General features: G+C 48.5%; 15 protein-coding genes, 1 tRNA gene, 1 other RNA gene and 2 pseudogenes (1 of these 19 running past the window's edge). 15 read left to right on the forward strand and 4 right to left on the reverse strand.

The annotated features are described in order from the left end of the window. Positions 1-3: 3 nt before the first annotated feature. Positions 4-699 carry an anaerobic ribonucleoside-triphosphate reductase activating protein gene (locus ETP43_RS01665; RefSeq protein WP_129256911.1) on the forward strand — a complete coding sequence of 232 codons (696 nt, stop codon included), beginning with the start codon at positions 4-6 and terminating at the stop codon, positions 697-699. On the opposite strand, the gene ETP43_RS01670 is transcribed toward ETP43_RS01665, so the two are convergent. Next, positions 614-1606 carry a hypothetical protein gene (locus ETP43_RS01670; RefSeq protein WP_129256912.1) on the reverse strand — a complete coding sequence of 331 codons (993 nt, stop codon included), beginning with the start codon at positions 1604-1606 and terminating at the stop codon, positions 614-616. The genes ETP43_RS01665 and ETP43_RS01670 overlap by 86 nt on opposite strands. A gap of 79 nt (positions 1607-1685) precedes the next feature. Here ETP43_RS01670 and tadA point away from each other — a divergent pair, with 79 nt between their 5' ends. After that, the gene (gene tadA / locus ETP43_RS01675) at positions 1686-2225 is read left to right on the forward strand and encodes a tRNA adenosine(34) deaminase TadA (protein WP_129259390.1); all 540 of its coding nucleotides are present in this window, start codon (positions 1686-1688) and stop codon (positions 2223-2225) included. A gap of 6 nt (positions 2226-2231) precedes the next feature. Further along, positions 2232-2319, forward strand: a tRNA-Ser gene (locus ETP43_RS01680). Between the two features lie 550 nt (positions 2320-2869). Here ETP43_RS01680 and ffs read toward each other — a convergent pair. Next, an RNA gene (gene ffs, locus ETP43_RS01685) (signal recognition particle sRNA large type) lies at positions 2870-3131 on the reverse strand. Between the two features lie 366 nt (positions 3132-3497). Here ffs and ETP43_RS01690 point away from each other — a divergent pair. The 9 genes from ETP43_RS01690 (at position 3498) to ETP43_RS01730 (ending at position 12204) form a co-directional block, all read left to right on the forward strand. Further along, positions 3498-4577 carry a 6-phosphofructokinase gene (locus ETP43_RS01690; protein WP_129256913.1) on the forward strand — a complete coding sequence of 360 codons (1080 nt, stop codon included), beginning with the start codon at positions 3498-3500 and terminating at the stop codon, positions 4575-4577. A gap of 140 nt (positions 4578-4717) precedes the next feature. After that, the gene (gene dnaX / locus ETP43_RS01695) at positions 4718-6343 is read left to right on the forward strand and encodes a DNA polymerase III subunit gamma/tau (RefSeq protein WP_129256914.1); all 1626 of its coding nucleotides are present in this window, start codon (positions 4718-4720) and stop codon (positions 6341-6343) included. A gap of 35 nt (positions 6344-6378) precedes the next feature. Continuing rightward, entirely contained in the window at positions 6379-6729 is a 351-nt protein-coding gene (locus tag ETP43_RS01700) for a YbaB/EbfC family nucleoid-associated protein (protein WP_022172019.1), read from the forward strand. A 1-nt stretch (position 6730) separates the two neighbouring features. Then, positions 6731-7327 carry a recombination mediator RecR gene (gene recR / locus ETP43_RS01705; protein WP_022172020.1) on the forward strand — a complete coding sequence of 199 codons (597 nt, stop codon included), beginning with the start codon at positions 6731-6733 and terminating at the stop codon, positions 7325-7327. 10 nt (positions 7328-7337) lie between these two features. After that, a complete protein-coding gene (locus tag ETP43_RS01710) occupies positions 7338-8444 on the forward strand; it encodes a LacI family DNA-binding transcriptional regulator (RefSeq protein ID WP_129256915.1) in 1107 nt (368 codons plus the stop codon). Between the two features lie 245 nt (positions 8445-8689). Beyond that, positions 8690-9343 carry a fructose-6-phosphate aldolase gene (fsa, locus tag ETP43_RS01715; RefSeq protein ID WP_022398598.1) on the forward strand — a complete coding sequence of 218 codons (654 nt, stop codon included), beginning with the start codon at positions 8690-8692 and terminating at the stop codon, positions 9341-9343. Between the two features lie 105 nt (positions 9344-9448). Then, a complete protein-coding gene (locus tag ETP43_RS01720; protein WP_129256916.1) occupies positions 9449-10285 on the forward strand; it encodes a transketolase in 837 nt (278 codons plus the stop codon). Further along, positions 10273-11214, forward strand: coding sequence for a transketolase family protein (locus ETP43_RS01725; protein WP_022398596.1), 942 nt, complete (start codon positions 10273-10275; stop codon positions 11212-11214). Before ETP43_RS01720 ends, ETP43_RS01725 begins: the two co-directional genes overlap by 13 nt. Before the next feature lie 258 nt (positions 11215-11472). After that, positions 11473-12204: an HDIG domain-containing metalloprotein gene (locus tag ETP43_RS01730; RefSeq protein WP_243114154.1), complete on the forward strand. Its 732-nt coding sequence runs from the start codon at positions 11473-11475 to the stop codon at positions 12202-12204. 32 nt (positions 12205-12236) lie between these two features. On the opposite strand, the pseudogene yyaC reads toward ETP43_RS01730, so the two are convergent. Then, positions 12237-12749: pseudogene (gene yyaC / locus ETP43_RS17425) on the reverse strand (spore protease YyaC); the annotation flags it as partial. Positions 12750-12951: 202 nt separating this feature from the next. Between yyaC and ETP43_RS01740 the strand changes: the two are divergent. Beyond that, positions 12952-14175: a LysM peptidoglycan-binding domain-containing protein gene (locus ETP43_RS01740; protein WP_164979571.1), complete on the forward strand. Its 1224-nt coding sequence runs from the start codon at positions 12952-12954 to the stop codon at positions 14173-14175. Positions 14176-14362: 187 nt separating this feature from the next. Here ETP43_RS01740 and ETP43_RS18180 read toward each other — a convergent pair. Next, a pseudogene (locus ETP43_RS18180) lies at positions 14363-14464 on the reverse strand (DUF6783 domain-containing protein); the annotation flags it as partial. Between the two features lie 112 nt (positions 14465-14576). On the opposite strand from ETP43_RS18180, the gene ETP43_RS01745 reads away from it, so the two are divergent. Together ETP43_RS01745 and ETP43_RS01750 are read left to right on the forward strand one after the other, a co-directional pair. Continuing rightward, a complete protein-coding gene (locus ETP43_RS01745) occupies positions 14577-15749 on the forward strand; it encodes a DUF5711 family protein (RefSeq protein ID WP_129256919.1) in 1173 nt (390 codons plus the stop codon). A gap of 14 nt (positions 15750-15763) precedes the next feature. Further along, positions 15764-15772: the 5' portion of a CvpA family protein gene (locus tag ETP43_RS01750; protein ID WP_022398524.1), read on the forward strand. Its footprint extends 693 nt past the window's final position; the window shows 9 of its 702 coding nt (coding positions 1-9); its start codon is at positions 15764-15766; its stop codon lies off the right edge, out of view.

The raw sequence follows: 15772 nt of genomic DNA on the forward strand, positions 1-15772 counted from the left end.
CGTATGGCGAAAATACACGGATTTAACAAACTGACGTTGCTGGATTACCCGGGACGGCTGGCAGCTACCATTTTTCTCGGCTCCTGTAATTTCCGGTGTCCGTTCTGCCACAATGCCGGTCTGGTGCTGGCACCGGAGAGTGAGCCGCTGATTGAGGCGGAGGAAGTTCTGAAAGTGCTCAGAAAAAGAAAGGGAATCCTGGACGGCGTCTGTGTGACCGGCGGGGAACCGACGCTGGATTCGGGACTGACCGAACTTCTGGCACAGATCAAAGAGCTGGGGTATCCGGTCAAACTGGATACGAACGGAACCCGCCCGGCGCTGGTCAGGGAACTGGTTGATGCGGGGCTGGTGGATTATGTGGCAATGGACATCAAAAACAGCCCGGAAAAATATGCAGAGACCGCCGGCATCCGCCATCCGGATCTGGAAAGCATCACCCGTACGGTGGAATATCTGAAATCGGGTGTGGTGGACTATGAATTCCGAACCACAGTTGTGAAGGAACTTCACAAACGGGAAGATATCGAAGCCATCGGGCAGTGGCTTTCCGGGAGCCGGCGGTATTTTCTGCAAAACTATAAGGAGTCGGAGCAGGTGATCCGTCCGGTATTTACGTCCTACTCGCGCGAGCAGCTGGAGAATTTTCAGCAGATTCTTCAGAAAACGATTCCGCAGGTGGAGATTCGGGGGATATAGGCTCGGAATTTCGCGGTTCGGTGTGGATCGTCCGGTACCAGTAACCAAAATGCCCCGGCTGTGCGTCTTTGGCGCGGGCGGATTTAAAGTAAGGAAAACCGAACAGATTGGCGAGCAGACGTTCCCGCTCCTCATAGATGCCCGGAACAGCCAGAACGTAACAGACGGTATCGTCATGTTCCATTTTCCCGAGAAGAAAATGCTGGAAAGCGTGGCTGCCGTAGAGAAAAAACTGGTTGTTGCCGCAGGAAATCCCAAAGGAGCCAAGATGGGAAAGGTCTTTCGGGGATAATTGCAGGCAGTTGTGGATTTCCTCATCGAAAAACGGTGTGACCTGTGGATAACTCTCCGTCAGTCGTTTCCAGGAAAATGCGGGAGTCTGTGCACGTGCAGGTGCAGGGGTGGAAGAACGGGAGGAATCCGATGCAGGCTCCGGATCAGAACGCGTGTCGGCGGTGTCTGGCTCTACGGATTCCGGCTGTTCCAGCGAGGCTGCCCGGAGAAGCGGCACAGATTCCGGCAAAAGGAGATCTTCCGGGGAAATCCTGCAGTCGCTCCAGCAGGTGGCGTAACGCTGCCCGGTATCACAGACGACGATGAGACCGTCGATATCGTCGAGATTCCAGCTGGTGTTGCAGATATTGGTGTCGGGAATCTGGAACTGACCGTACACATCACCCTGTTTCCAGGCGGGATTGCCGAGAAACAGACCGTGCAGTGTGTCGGGACGGGTGACAAATGCGTAGGCGCGGAAGACAGGAATAAACGGGCAGGAGGGAAGAGTCATGTGAAGTTCCAGACGGCACTGGTGATCCCGGATCTCAACGCGGACAAATCCGCGGTTTTTCCCCTTTTTCTGACGGTCGTATTCGTAAAGGTAAGAGACAAAACGTTTGTATGCAGACAAAATGGACACTTCCTTTTTGAGGTATTCTATGGTAGCATATGCAAAGAAGAAAAAAGATATGATGACAGGAAGCGGAAGCATGATAGATGAAAAGAAAACAGATGAACGGTTTATGCGGGAGGCGATCCGACAGGCACGAAAAGCAGGTGCGCTGATGGAAGTGCCGATCGGGTGTGTGATCGTTTATGAAGGAAAGATTATTGCAAGAGGATACAACCGGAGAAATACGGATAAAAATACGATTTCCCATGCGGAGATGAATGCGATCCGAAAGGCAAGTAAAAAGCTGGGCGACTGGAGGCTGGAAGGATGTACGATGTATATCACCCTGGAGCCGTGCCAGATGTGCGCCGGAGCTATTGTCCAGGCGAGAGTTAGCCGGGTGGTGATCGGAAGCATGAACCCGAAAGCGGGATGCGCCGGATCGATTCTGAACCTTCTGGAGATGGAACAGTTCAATCATCAGGTAGAGGTTACCCGTGGCGTTTTACAGGAAGAGTGCTCCCAGATGCTCAGTGGATTCTTCAAAGAACTGCGTGAAATTAAGAAGCGGCAAAAACGGGTATTGACGGAAGAAAAACAAGGAAGTATAATGAATAGCGAATCTGCTGATTCGTAACACCATGGAGATGTACCCAAGTGGCTGAAGGGTCCGCACTCGAAATGCGGTAGGTCGGGCAACCGGCGCGAGAGTTCAAATCTCTCCATCTCCGTAACCAATGCAACAGAAGAAGGCTGCGAAGTTTATTTTGAAGTAACTATTCAAAAGGTAGTATCCCGCGAGGTGTTTTGGCATGTTTTTGCCAAAATCCCGAGACATACAAGTCAAAATGCCATCACCGAAGGTGATTTGAAATGCATTTTGACTCGTAACTGTGAGGGTACTGAACAGTTACATTTTGAAAAAAATATACTTCGCAGCCTTTTTACGTTGCAGTGCATATCAATAATTGGTCCGGTGGACTGATTTTAACGACAAATACAAGTGTCTTGGAAAACCTCCCGTCAGACATCCAACCCTTACAAAAATAGCCAACACCCAGCCCGGAGGGAGATACATAAGGGAAGGGACAGCATTTTGTGCGCGGGTAGAGCGAGTTTTAAGATCCTGTGCTTACGTAGACTTTCGCGAGTGCCAGCTGGCACTCGTGAATCATAGTCGGAGTTAGCACATAGCTTAAAATCGCTCTGCGCACTGCTGTCCCTTCCCTTATGTATCTCCCTCCGGGCGTCCCCCCCCGTTGGCTATTTTTCAAACTTTAAAAGCGCACCGCCCTTCGAACTCCCTCCACAGACGTTACTCCTGCAGTTAACTCGGCCCAGGCACCCTTACGGCACACAGAAGGTTCTGCTTAGTGCTGCTCCATTCCTGACCTGACACGGTTCACAGATTCCTGTTGCGTAAGACCCAGACGTCAACGCCACTTACAGAAGGCAGCTCTGCAAAGAAAAGCCCTCAGTTTGGTATCACCCCTGCTGTAGCGGATTGCAGGTACAGGGCACCGCTAACTCCCCGGCTGCGCAGGATTCAGTATATCGTGTTTTTTTTAATTTGTCAATCTGAATCGTGATATTTACTTGTGAGAGTGGCGAAAATGGGCTATAATAATAACCAGATGATATTGTAAAAAAACGTAACTATTCAGTAGGTAGTATCCCGCGAGGTGTTTTGGCATGAATATGCTAAAATCCCGAGACATACAAGCAAAAATGCCATCACCGAAGGTGATTTTAAATGCATTTTGTCTCGTAACTGTGAAGGGACTGAACAGTTACGAAAAGATACAGATGCCCGGCACCGGAAAACAGTGCGGCGATCTGTAGGAAGAATTTGTAACCGGAGCAGTGAAAACCGGCTGCAAAAATCTGAAAAGAAGGACGGAAAAAAGGTATGAAGAGAATTGGTTTACTGACAAGCGGCGGAGACTGCCAGGCTCTGAACGCGACCATGCGAGGCGTAGTAAAAGGACTTTCCCACAATATCGATGACCTGGAAGTCTATGGATTCATGAACGGATATAAAGGTCTGATCTACGGAGATTATCGAATGCTGACAGCAAAAGATTTTTCCGGTATTCTGACCCGCGGCGGCACGATCCTCGGTACATCCCGTCAGCCATTCAAACTGATGCGTACCCCGGATGCCAACGGACTGGACAAAGTAGAAGCGATGAAACAGAACTATCATAAACTGAATCTGGACTGCCTGGTAATCCTTGGCGGTAACGGAACCCAGAAGACCGCCAACCTGTTAAGAGAAGAAGGACTGAATATCATCCACCTGCCAAAGACGATCGATAACGATATCTGGGGTACAGACATGACCTTCGGTTTCTACAGCGCAGTGAATATCGCGACAGAAGCGATCGACTGCATCCATACAACCGCATCCTCCCACAACCGTGTATTTATCGTGGAAGTTATGGGACATAAGGTAGGCTGGCTGACTCTGTACGCAGGAATTGCCAGCGGTGCAGACGTTATTCTGATTCCGGAGATTCCGTATAATATCGACAAAGTAGTGGAGGCCATCGAGAGAAGAAAGAGAAACGGAAGCGGATTTACGATTCTGGCAGTAGCAGAAGGTGCGATCTCCAAAGAGGACGCGCAGCTTGGCAAAAAAGAACTGAAAAAGAAAATGGAAGAAGATAAGAAACTTTACCCGTCCGTTTCCTATAAAGTGGCAAAAGAGATCGAAGACCGCACCGGTATGGAGATACGTGTAACGGTTCCGGGACATACCCAGAGAGGTGGAAGCCCGTGTCCATACGACCGTGTACTGTCCACAAGACTTGGTTCTGCGGCAGCAAAACTGATCCTGAACGATGAGTACGGCTACATGGTAGGTCTGGTCAACGGAAAGACCAAAAAAGTGCCGCTGGAAGAGTGTGCAGGAAAACTGAAAGTGGTAACACCGGATGCACAGGAGATCAAAGATGCCAAGAGAATCGGCATCAGCTTCGGTGACTGATGCAGAAAATGTAACTGTGAAAATACGGAACAGTTATGAAAAATAATACGATAGACGGAGAGGGGCTGGTCTTTGCGACAGCCCTATCTCTTTGTAACATTGTATATTAAAATTGACAGATTGAGGAGAGGCAGAGAAACATGAGCTATACCGCTCTATATCGTAAGTTCCGTCCGGACACCTTCGAGGATGTCAAAGGGCAGGATCATATTGTAACAACATTAAAAAATCAGATTCGTGCGGACCGTATCGGTCACGCATTTTTGTTCTGTGGAACCCGTGGAACCGGTAAGACGACCGTGGCAAAGATCCTTGCGAAAGCGGTCAACTGTGAGCAGCCGGTGGATGGAAGTCCCTGTAACGAATGTCCGACCTGTAAAGCGATCCAGGCGGGAACATCCATGAACGTGATCGAGATCGATGCGGCATCCAACAACGGTGTCGACAACATCCGTGAGATCCGGGAGGAGGTTACCTACCGTCCGACACAGGGAAAATACAAGGTGTATATCATCGATGAGGTGCATATGCTGTCAGCAGGTGCATTTAACGCACTGTTAAAGACACTGGAGGAACCGCCGTCTTACGTCATCTTTATTCTGGCGACGACCGAATCCCACAAGATCCCGGTAACGATCCAGTCTCGGTGTCAGCGGTACGATTTTCACCGTATTTCCATCGACACGATCGCCGGACGGCTGCGGGAACTGATGGAGAAAGAACAGATTCCGGTGGAGGAGAAAGCACTTCGCTATGTGGCGAAGGCGGGAGACGGTTCCATGCGAGACGCGTTGAGTCTTCTGGATCAGTGCATCGCCTTCTATCTGGGACAGGAACTGACCTTTGATAAGGTGCTGGAAGTGTTGGGAACCGTGGATACGGAAGTGTTCAGCAAACTGCTCCGCAAAGTGCTGGAACAGGATGTCACAAGCTGCATCCATATCCTGGAAGATCTTCTGGTCAATGGAAAAGAACTGGGACAGTTTGTCAATGACTTTACCTGGTATCTGCGAAATCTTCTGCTGGTCAAGACCTCCGAAGACGCGGAAGAAGTCCTGGATGTATCTTCGGAAAATCTGAAAGCGCTGCAGGAAGAAAGCCAGCTGATCGATACCGATACACTGATGCGCTATATCCGTGTATTATCCGAACTTTCCAACAATCTGCGAAATGCCACACAGAAGCGGGTGCTGGTGGAAGTGGGATTGATCAAATTATGTAAACCTGCAATGGAAACGAACCTGGATTCTGTCCTGGACCGTCTCCGGGTGCTGGAAGAACAGATGGAAAAAGGAATTCCGATGGCGGCAGTTCAGCCACTTCCGGGTTATGCTGGAAGGAACGATGGCAGTCCGGCACAGCCAACGCAGGCAGTTCCGTCCGCACCGGAAAAGAAACCGGAGAAAGCGGCTCCGGAGGATCTTCAGCGGATCAAGGAAAACTGGAAAAGTATCGTGATGCAGACACAGGGAATGTTCAAGACATTTTTAACAACTGCCGTGCCGAAATATAACGGCAATACCGGGGAGAATAAATTATATGTGGAATTCTCGAATGATCTGGCGCAGACCTGTGTGGACGATCCGGACAAAAAGCAGTTACTCGAGAGTCTGATTTTGCAAATGACGGGGAAAACCGTGGAAGTGGAGATGCTTTTAAAGAAAACAAATATGCATCAGGACTTGGCAGAAATCTCCGTTGATGATATATTAAAACAGACGGTTCACATGGATATCGTGGTAGAAGAAGAACCGGACGATGAATAATGAATGATTTTAAGAGAAAACAGGAGGAACCAATCGTGGCAAAACGTGGTGGATTTCCAGGCGGCATGGGTATGCCTGGTAATATGAATAATCTGATGAAACAGGCGCAGAAGATGCAGAAACAGATGGAAGAGAACCAGAAAGCGCTGGAAGAGAAAGAATTTACGGCAGCAGCAGGCGGCGGAGCCGTAGAAGTAACCGTAAGCGGTAAAAAAGAAGTGACCAAAGTCAAACTGGCAGAAGAAGTCGTAGATCCGGATGACGTAGAAATGTTAGAGGATCTGATCATGGCAGCCACCAACGAGGCACTCCGCAAGATGGAAGCTGAGACACAGGCTGTGATGTCCAAACTGACCGGTGGTCTGGGTGGAGGATTCCCGTTCTAAGATGGAATACTACAGCAGTCATATCAGCAAGTTAATTGAACAGCTGTCAAGGCTTCCGGGCATCGGCGCAAAATCAGCCCAGCGTCTGGCATTTCACATCATCAACATGCCGCAGGATCAGGTAGAGCAGCTTGCGGGTGCGATGACCAGCGCGAGATCGAATGTCAGATACTGCAAAGAATGTTTCACGCTGACCGATCAGGAACTGTGCCCGATCTGTGCCAATCCGAAGCGGAACCATAAGCAGATCATGGTTGTGGAAAATACAAGAGATCTGGCAGCTTATGAAAAAACCGGCAAATACGAGGGCGTGTATCATGTCCTCCATGGAGCCATCTCCCCGATGCTGGGGATCGGTCCGGGAGATATCCGGTTAAAAGAGCTGATGCTGCGTCTGCAAAAAGATGTGGATGAAGTGATCATTGCCACCAATTCCAGTCTGGAAGGGGAGACGACAGCCATGTATATCAGCAAACTGATCAAACCTACCGGTATCAAAGTGAGCCGTATCGCAAGCGGCGTTCCGGTCGGCGGTGATCTGGAGTACATCGATGAAGTAACACTACTGCGTGCGCTGGAAGGACGCGTAGAATTATAAGGAAAAAACGATGGCAAAGAAGAAAGCAACTTCTATGGATGTGGCCCGGGAAGCAGGAGTTTCCCAGGCCACTGTTTCTATGATATTAAATAAAAAATATAACGTATCTTTTTCCAAAGAGACGATCCGTCAGGTGACGGAGGCGGCGGAAAGGCTGGATTATCATCTGCCCAAACAGCGGATCCGCCGGTCGGCAAAGAGCAGAAAACTTCTGGTCGTGTTCTGTCCAACGCTGACGAACCCCTATTATGTCATGCTGTTGCAGGGCATCGAAGCCATGGCAAAGGAATACGGATACGGCGTGTTTGTCTGCAACACCCAGAGGGATCTGAAGATCGAAGAGAATTATCTGCGGATGATGCGGGAAGTGCAGCCGCTGGGGATTATTTACGCCTGCAATCCGAGTTTCAGCCGACAGGTGGCAGAACTCTCCCGGGAGATTCCGGTGGTAGTCATCAGTAACCGTGACGATGAATTTTCCATTGATGCGGTAGCTCTGAACAATCAGAAACCGGGGATCCTGATGGCGCGTCATCTGCTCGAACTTGGACACCGGGATGTGGCATTTATCGCACCGCCGCTGACGGCGCGGCAGCATCAGCGACAGAAACGTGTGGGCGGTTTTCTGATGGAGTTTGAAAAGGCGGGACTTTCGGATTATGTGCTGGTGTGCTCCGCGGCAGACAGCAAAGATACGGAGATTCCGAATATTGAATCGGAGTACCGGATGGGATACGATCTGACCGTGGAACTGCTCCGGGAAGACTGTCCGATCACAGCGATCGCGGCACTGAATGATATGATGGCATTTGGGGCAATGGATGCCCTTCTCGAGCGTCAGTACCGGATCCCGGGGGATATCTCGGTGGTTGGATGCGACAACACCCTGTTTTCCCGGTTCCACACGATCGGACTCACAACGGTGGAACATTTCGTGGATCAGAAAGGGCGGGATGCCTGTGACATTATCCTTCGAAAGATCGAATCGCAGAAGAGTTACCGCAAGGGAGACGAGCCTACCAGTATTTACCATATCGAGTATGAACCGCGTCTGATCGTCCGCGGAAGCACCGGATATGCGCCGGATGAGAGCCACCGCGAAAAAAAGAAAAAATAAATGGTTTTTCTGAAAATATTAATAATAAAATAAATAAGAAAATAGCGAAAATAAAGAAAAAACTCAAGATAAACGATGAAAAACGTATCATATAACGATTAATAATCCGCTACTATTAATAAAAAATGTTATTAATAAAAATTCACTCTTGTTGACCGTGAAAATAAACCTGCTATACTGAGGGCAGAAAATAAAAAACGCCGGAAATGATCGGCAGATTTCAGGAAAAACAGGAGGACAAAATAATGAGATTTTTCATCGATACCGCGAAAGTAGAAGACATCAAAAAAGCAAATGATATGGGCGTGATCTGTGGTGTTACCACCAACCCGTCCCTGATCGCAAAAGAGGGAAGAGACTTTAAAGAAGTCATCAAAGAGATCACTTCTATCGTAGACGGACCGATCAGCGGTGAAGTAAAAGCAACGACTGTAGACGCAGAAGGCATGATCGCGGAAGGAAGAGAGATCGCAGCAATCCATCCGAACATGGTTGTAAAAATCCCTATGACAGTAGAAGGTCTGAAAGCCTGCAAAGTGCTGACAGCAGAAGGCATCAAGACAAACGTAACACTGATCTTTACTGCAAACCAGGCACTGCTGGCCGCAAGAGCAGGTGCAACCTATGTTTCTCCGTTCCTGGGAAGACTGGATGATATTTCCACAAGAGGTGTGGATCTGATCCGTGAGATCGCTGAGATTTTCGAGGTAGCAGGTCTGGACACACAGATCATCGCAGCAAGCGTAAGAAATCCGATCCATGTAACCGACTGTGCACTGGCAGGTGCTGATATCGCAACCGTTCCATACGCAGTCATTGAACAGATGACAAAACATCCGCTGACCGATGCCGGAATCAAAAAATTCCAGGATGATTACAGAGCAGTATTCGGCGAATAATAACACGTATTAAAGGTATAGAGTCTTGCAATATTTTTCAAAATGTGGCATACTAAGACGGCGAATGAGCAATAATTCTAAGCAGTGTACGGAAAGGAGTACAGAATGAACAAACTGGAGCTTCAGAAAGTAGCAAATGAAGTCCGCAAAGGAATCGTAACCTCAGTTCATGCTGCAAAAGCAGGACATCCGGGCGGATCTTTATCAGCAGCAGATATTTTCACATACTTGTATTTTGAAGAGATGAACGTGGATCCGAAAGATCCGGAAAAAGCAGATCGTGACCGCTTTGTATTGTCCAAAGGACATACAGCGCCAGGTCTTTACAGCGCACTTGCACTGAAAGGATATTTCCCGGTAGAAGATCTGGAAACCTTACGTCATCTGGGATCTTACCTGCAGGGACATCCGGATATGAAACATATCCCGGGCGTAGATATGTCCAGCGGTTCTCTGGGACAGGGAATCTCCGCAGCAGTAGGTATGGCGATCGCGGGCAAGATGGACAATGCCGATTATCGTGTATACACACTGTTAGGTGACGGTGAGATTCAGGAAGGACAGGTATGGGAAGCTTCCATGATGGCAGGATTCCGCAAACTGGATAACCTGGTAGTGATCGTAGATAATAATAATCTGCAGATCGACGGAGCAATCGATGAAGTTTGTTCTCCATATCCGATTGATAAAAAATTCGAAGCATTTAACTTCCATGTAATCAACATCGACGGTAACGATTTTGACCAGATCGATGCAGCATTCAAAGAAGCAAGAGCAACCAAAGGAATGCCGACAGCAATCATCGCTCACACCGTAAAAGGTAAAGGCGTATCCTTCATGGAAAATCAGATAGGCTGGCATGGAACCGCTCCGAACGACGAGCAGTATGCAGTAGCAATGGAAGATCTGAAAAAGGTAGGTGAAGCATTATGTCAGAAGTAAAGAAAATTGCAACCAGAGAAAGTTATGGTAACGCCCTGGTAGAACTGGGAAAAGAGCACGAAGACCTGGTAGTTCTGGATGCAGACCTGGCAGCTGCCACCAAAACCGGTATGTTTAAGAAAGTATTTCCGGAACGCCATATTGACTGTGGTATCGCTGAGTGTAATATGATCGGTATCGCAGCAGGTCTTTCCACCGCAGGAAAAGTTCCGTTTGCAAGTTCTTTTGCAATGTTTGCAGCAGGACGTGCTTTTGAACAGGTAAGAAACTCTGTAGGATATCCGCACCTGAACGTAAAGATCGGTGCAACACACGCCGGTATTTCCGTAGGAGAAGACGGTGCAACGCATCAGTGTAACGAAGATATCGCCCTGATGCGTACCATCCCGGGCATGGTTGTCATCAACCCGTCCGATGATGTGGAAGCAAGAGCAGCTGTAAAAGCAGCATACGAATATCAGGGACCGGTATACCTGCGTTTCGGTCGTCTGGCAGTGCCGGTGATCAATGACCGTCCGGATTACAAATTCGAGATCGGAAAAGGTGTTACCCTGAGAGAAGGAAAAGACGTGGCAATCATCGCTACCGGTCTGTGTGTAAACTCTGCACTGGAAGCAGCTGAAAAACTGGCAGCTGACGGTATCGAGGCGAAAGTAGTCAACATCCATACCATCAAACCTCTGGATGAGGAACTGGTTGTTGCAGCAGCAAAAGAATGCGGTAAAGTAGTTACCGTAGAAGAACATTCCGTAATCGGCGGTCTGGGAAGCGCAGTATGCGACGTACTGTGCGAGAAAGCTCCGACTCCGGTACTGAAGATCGGTGTGCAGGATGTATTCGGCGAGTCCGGTCCGGCAGTAAAACTTCTGGAAAAATACAAACTGGACGGACAGGGTGTATACGAGCAGGTAAAAGCGTATATCCAGTAATTACATTTAAGAAAAAATTAAAGTGTACAGAACTTTACAGTAAGAGAATACTTACGGTATAATAAGACAGGGAATGGAGAGTTATTTTCTCCATTCCCTGTTTATGTACTCTCGGAGTCTTTCTGCACTTGCTTTTGCGGCTGATTTTCCGCCAGTCGCAAAAGCAAGTGCAGAAAGATTCCGAGAGTACATGTTTTGCAAAGCTGGAAAATATGTCTGTACGGTAAATGGTACGGAAAATAATAGGAGATCAGAAAAATGCCAGAAAAAATGTCAGGAAAACGGGCAAAAGATTCACGGGAGAATCTCAGAAGAAAACGGAGAGAGCACACGAAAGAAAATCTGGAGTTTTATGAGTGCATCCGTGATATCGTCGGTCATCCGGCAGTATTGGAGATGAAAAAATTTTATCAGCACTGTGATACGGACTGCTACGAGCATTGTCTGGATGTAGCGTATAACAATTATAAAATCTGCAAAAAATTAGGTCTGGATGCCCGTTCCGCGGCGCGAGGCGGCATGCTCCACGATCTGTTCCTGTATGACTGGAGAGAACACCGGAAAGAGACGGGTGACCGGCTGCACGCCATCACCCATCCGATCACTGCCTATCGGAATGCCTGCAAATATTTTCATCTAAACAAGGTGGAAAAAGAAGTGATCACCAAACATATGTGGCCGGTATCCGTGATCCCGCCAAGATATCCGGAAACGTATGTGATCTGTCTGACAGACAAATACTGTGGCTCACGGGAGATCATGAATCATTATGCAAAAATAATACAGAATAAATACTGGGGCAAACCATTTGCCTGGTTTTTAAAACAGATCTTTGCGAAAGTGCCCCGGGCAGATCTGCTTCAGGAGATGCTGCCGGAACTGGTTTCGATGGAGAGGGCTGCAAGTCCGGAATCCTCTTTCGCCCAGCAGAGATCCCGCCGTTCTTCCCGGTGGAACCATCCGTCAGGAAGAAGACCGCGCCGCTCATAGACCGGTGAGAAAGTCCGTAAGATCCCATCGGTGATGGTATCTGCCATCTGCACGACGAAGGAAAGCCGTGTAGTCTGAAGCAGAAAATGTTCAAAAGAACCGGAAGCGTTGAGGATTCCGGTAATATAGAGATCGCCAACCGCCGGAAGATTTTTGCGCACTCCGGATCCCGGATGGATCGGACCGATACCGGCGGTAATATACCCGATATGTTTCTGAGAACCGAGAGAGGCATCCACTGCGAGAATCAGCGCAGACGGATGTCTTTTTTTGATGCCGGAAAGCGTAGATTCCAGATTGAGGGCGTGAACCGGTGCATCCAGCGTTCCGTAGATATGAATATTTTTCCAGCGATACCGGGAAAGCTGCTGACCGATCAGAGGTCCCAGACTGTCCCCTGTGATCCGATCACTTCCGATGCACAGAATGATGATCTCCTTCCAGGAACGATCGATCTGACCGATACATTTTTTCAGCACATGCGCCAGTTCATTGCTGGCGGTGCGTTTCTTCTCTCTGATATAATACGAAACTTCTCTGCGCATTCGGATCACGCGTCCTTTCTGTGTGATAACATCAAATATTTACCTATATTGTACCCGGAGAGACGAAAAAATATGCCCGACGGTTTTCCAAACAAGAAAGAACCTGCGGAAAATGTCGTTAAAAACCCCGTATTTTCCTGCACAAAGCGGCAAAATCCGCACAGAAAGCGGCGTATACTGGGTTCTAAAAGGGGTGAAGAGTATGATCGAAGTCATCTATAAAGAAGAAACCGATAACACAAAGGAAAATGCAGAATGTGTGAAACTGCCAAACAACGTAAGACAAATCGGAGAGATCAAAGGGCAGAAAAAAATATATATGGAAGACTATGTCTACACCTTTTTGAAAAAGATCGCGCGGAATCCCCACGGAGATGAGGTGGCGGCGATTCTGTTCGGTTCCTGCCACTGGACCAGCCAGGGCGATTATATTTTTATCCGAAGCGCCCTGCAGATCCGGGATCTGGAACTTTCGCCGGAACATATCCGGTTTGACGATAAAGTCTGGGGACAGGTGTATGAGGACAGCAAAAAATATTTCCCGGAGCAGGAGATCGTCGGCTGGTTTGCTGGATTTCCCGGATTTAACATGGAGATCACCGAAGAGATCCGAAAGACGCATCTGGATCATTTTGCAGGAAATGACAAAGTGCTGTTTCTGATGGAACCGGGGGAGATGGAAGAGGCTTTTTATGTCTATGAAAATAATCAGCTGGTGCGGATGCCGGGACATTTTATCTATTATGAAAAAAATGATCCGATGCAGGCGTATATGATCGACAGGAGTGAAAATAAATCCATCGAGGAGACCGAACATGTGCCGGACCGTGCGGTGATTGATTTTCGGAGAGCGGCGCGGGAGAAGAAAAAAGAGACAACGGAAGCGGAGAAAGCAGAGAAGGCGAAGAAACATCCGGTGCGAAATCGCTGGCTGGCAGGAGCCTGTTGTGCGGCTGCGATGCTTGCGGTGGGACTGCCCTATCTGAACCAGTATCAGAACGCGAAGGAGGCGGTGCAGACGGGAAGCCAGCGTGTTGCAGTGACCAGCGAAGCACAGAAGGCTGTCGAAGAGCCGCTTCTTTCCCCGACAGTGACGGATGAGCCGGAGGAGAGTCTGACACCGGTTCCGACACAGGGAAACACACAGGAGAGTCTGAATCCGCAGGCGAACCAGGAAGCTTCAGAAGAAAGCAGTACACCAACGTTGCAGCCCTCAGCAGAAAAAGAAGAAAAAAAGGAAGAACAGCAGGCAGCAGCCGATATTAAGACCATTACCTATACGATCCAGAGAGGGGATACGCTCACAAGTATCTGCCAGAAACGCTATGGAACGATCAGCCGGATCGATGAGATCTGCCAGCTGAACGGAATTTCCCCGGAGGATATCATTTATGCAGGGGGGAAACTCCTGTTACCGGAGTCATAAGCGTGCTACTGTTCACTCCGTGCCCAGTAACACGCTGTACGATGCACAGAATTTATGCTGATCGCATAAATTCGCGCGATATGTCTCGGGTTTTCTGTGACCTTCGCTCACAAAAAACGCCTCGCGGGATATTACTAGAGCGTGTTTGAAAAATCATTTCCGCAATTTGCAAGCCCCACTTTGCGGTATATTTTACCCTCATTCGGTTGCCGTAGCCCGCTACGCCGCCCTCATTCGGATAAAATCTCCCACAAACTGAGACTCGCAGCTCACGAAAAGCCTTTTTCAGACACGCTCTAGTGAATAGTAACTAAGCGACGCCGTAAGCGGAAATAGAAATTGCCGAAGGGAAGACAATGTGCTATGATTAAAGGCAGTACAAAAGGAAATAAGGGGTAATTATGAAGATTGTGCAGAAGATAAAAGAATGGAAGCGGAATCGACCCAAATTCCGGTGGAGCAAAAAGAAACTTGTGATTACAGGCGTGGTGCTCGTGGTAGTTGCCGGCCTTGCGATCGGCGGCAAGATCCTGGTGGACCGGTGGCAGTTTAAAAGCTATAAGGTGATCACACGGACGGAGCTGGAAGATACAACAACGACAGCTGCGTATGCGGAATTTGGCGATTATATGTTAAAATACGGCGGTGACGGCGTGACACTTCTGAATGCGCAGGGAGAAGAAGTGTGGAATGCACCGCAGACTATGGAAAATCCGGTAGTAGCCATGCGTGGCGAATACTGCGTGATCTATGACAAAAAAGAAACCGATATCGGAGTTTATAATATCGACGGAAAAGTTGTGGACATTCAGACAAAACTTCCGGTAGAGAAGGTCTGCGTCAATCCGCAGGGAATCACAGGTGTGATTCTTGCGGACGGGGAGACGACATGGATCCATGTCTATGACAAAAAGGGAAACGAACTGGTGACTGCGAAAACCAGTGTGGACAGCCCGGGATATCCGGTAGATCTTTCCCTCTCAGACAACGGACAGCTGATGGCGGTGTCCTATCTGTGCGTGAAAAATAACCAGCCGGCAAGTTTCATGGCATTTTACAACTTTGGAAATACCGGACAAAACCAGATGGACAATCAGGTCAGTGGTTATAATTATGTGGGAACCCTGATTCCACAGGTAGACTATCTGAGTGACGCACAGGCGCTGGCATTTTCGGATGATGGTTTTCTGACGTACAGCGGAAAACAGATTCCGGAAGAGAGCAATCAGATCACTCTGGATGATGATATCCTGAGTGTTTTCCATGATGACCAGTATGTCGGGCTTGCCTATAAGAGCGGAAAAGAAAAGCAGCCGTATGAAATCGCCCTGTATACGACAGGCGGAAGAGAAAAGGCAACGTTTACCGTGGATTTCGCTTTTGATCATGTGGCGATCAGCAAAGATCAGATTTTTGTATACAATGAAAAAGAAGTGGGAATCTATACCGTAAAAGGATATTGCAGATATCGGGGAACGATAAAAGAGGGCAATGTGGAAAATATCTTCCGGCTCTCCGGCAACCGCTATATGGTGGTTCTGGACAGCGGAACGGAAACCATTCGATTACAATAGACAGGAGAGAGCACATGAGTTGG

Origin of the sequence: Blautia faecicola (assembly GCF_004123145.1) — a bacterium.
Lineage (GTDB): Bacteria > Bacillota > Clostridia > Lachnospirales > Lachnospiraceae > Oliverpabstia > Oliverpabstia faecicola.

Bases quoted from the DNA above. Each gene is read 5' to 3' on its own strand.
- ETP43_RS01665 (WP_129256911.1), top strand. From the start codon at position 4: ATGGCGAAAATACACGGATTTAACAAACTGACGTTGCTGGATTACCCG.
- tadA (WP_129259390.1), top strand. From the start codon at position 1,686: ATGATAGATGAAAAGAAAACAGATGAACGGTTTATGCGGGAGGCGATC.
- ETP43_RS01690 (WP_129256913.1), top strand. From the start codon at position 3,498: ATGAAGAGAATTGGTTTACTGACAAGCGGCGGAGACTGCCAGGCTCTG.
- dnaX (WP_129256914.1), top strand. From the start codon at position 4,718: ATGAGCTATACCGCTCTATATCGTAAGTTCCGTCCGGACACCTTCGAG.
- recR (WP_022172020.1), top strand. From the start codon at position 6,731: ATGGAATACTACAGCAGTCATATCAGCAAGTTAATTGAACAGCTGTCA.
- ETP43_RS01710 (WP_129256915.1), top strand. From the start codon at position 7,338: ATGGCAAAGAAGAAAGCAACTTCTATGGATGTGGCCCGGGAAGCAGGA.
- fsa (WP_022398598.1), top strand. From the start codon at position 8,690: ATGAGATTTTTCATCGATACCGCGAAAGTAGAAGACATCAAAAAAGCA.
- ETP43_RS01720 (WP_129256916.1), top strand. From the start codon at position 9,449: ATGAACAAACTGGAGCTTCAGAAAGTAGCAAATGAAGTCCGCAAAGGA.
- ETP43_RS01725 (WP_022398596.1), top strand. From the start codon at position 10,273: ATGTCAGAAGTAAAGAAAATTGCAACCAGAGAAAGTTATGGTAACGCC.
- ETP43_RS01730 (WP_243114154.1), top strand. From the start codon at position 11,473: ATGCCAGAAAAAATGTCAGGAAAACGGGCAAAAGATTCACGGGAGAAT.
- ETP43_RS01740 (WP_164979571.1), top strand. From the start codon at position 12,952: ATGATCGAAGTCATCTATAAAGAAGAAACCGATAACACAAAGGAAAAT.
- ETP43_RS01745 (WP_129256919.1), top strand. From the start codon at position 14,577: ATGAAGATTGTGCAGAAGATAAAAGAATGGAAGCGGAATCGACCCAAA.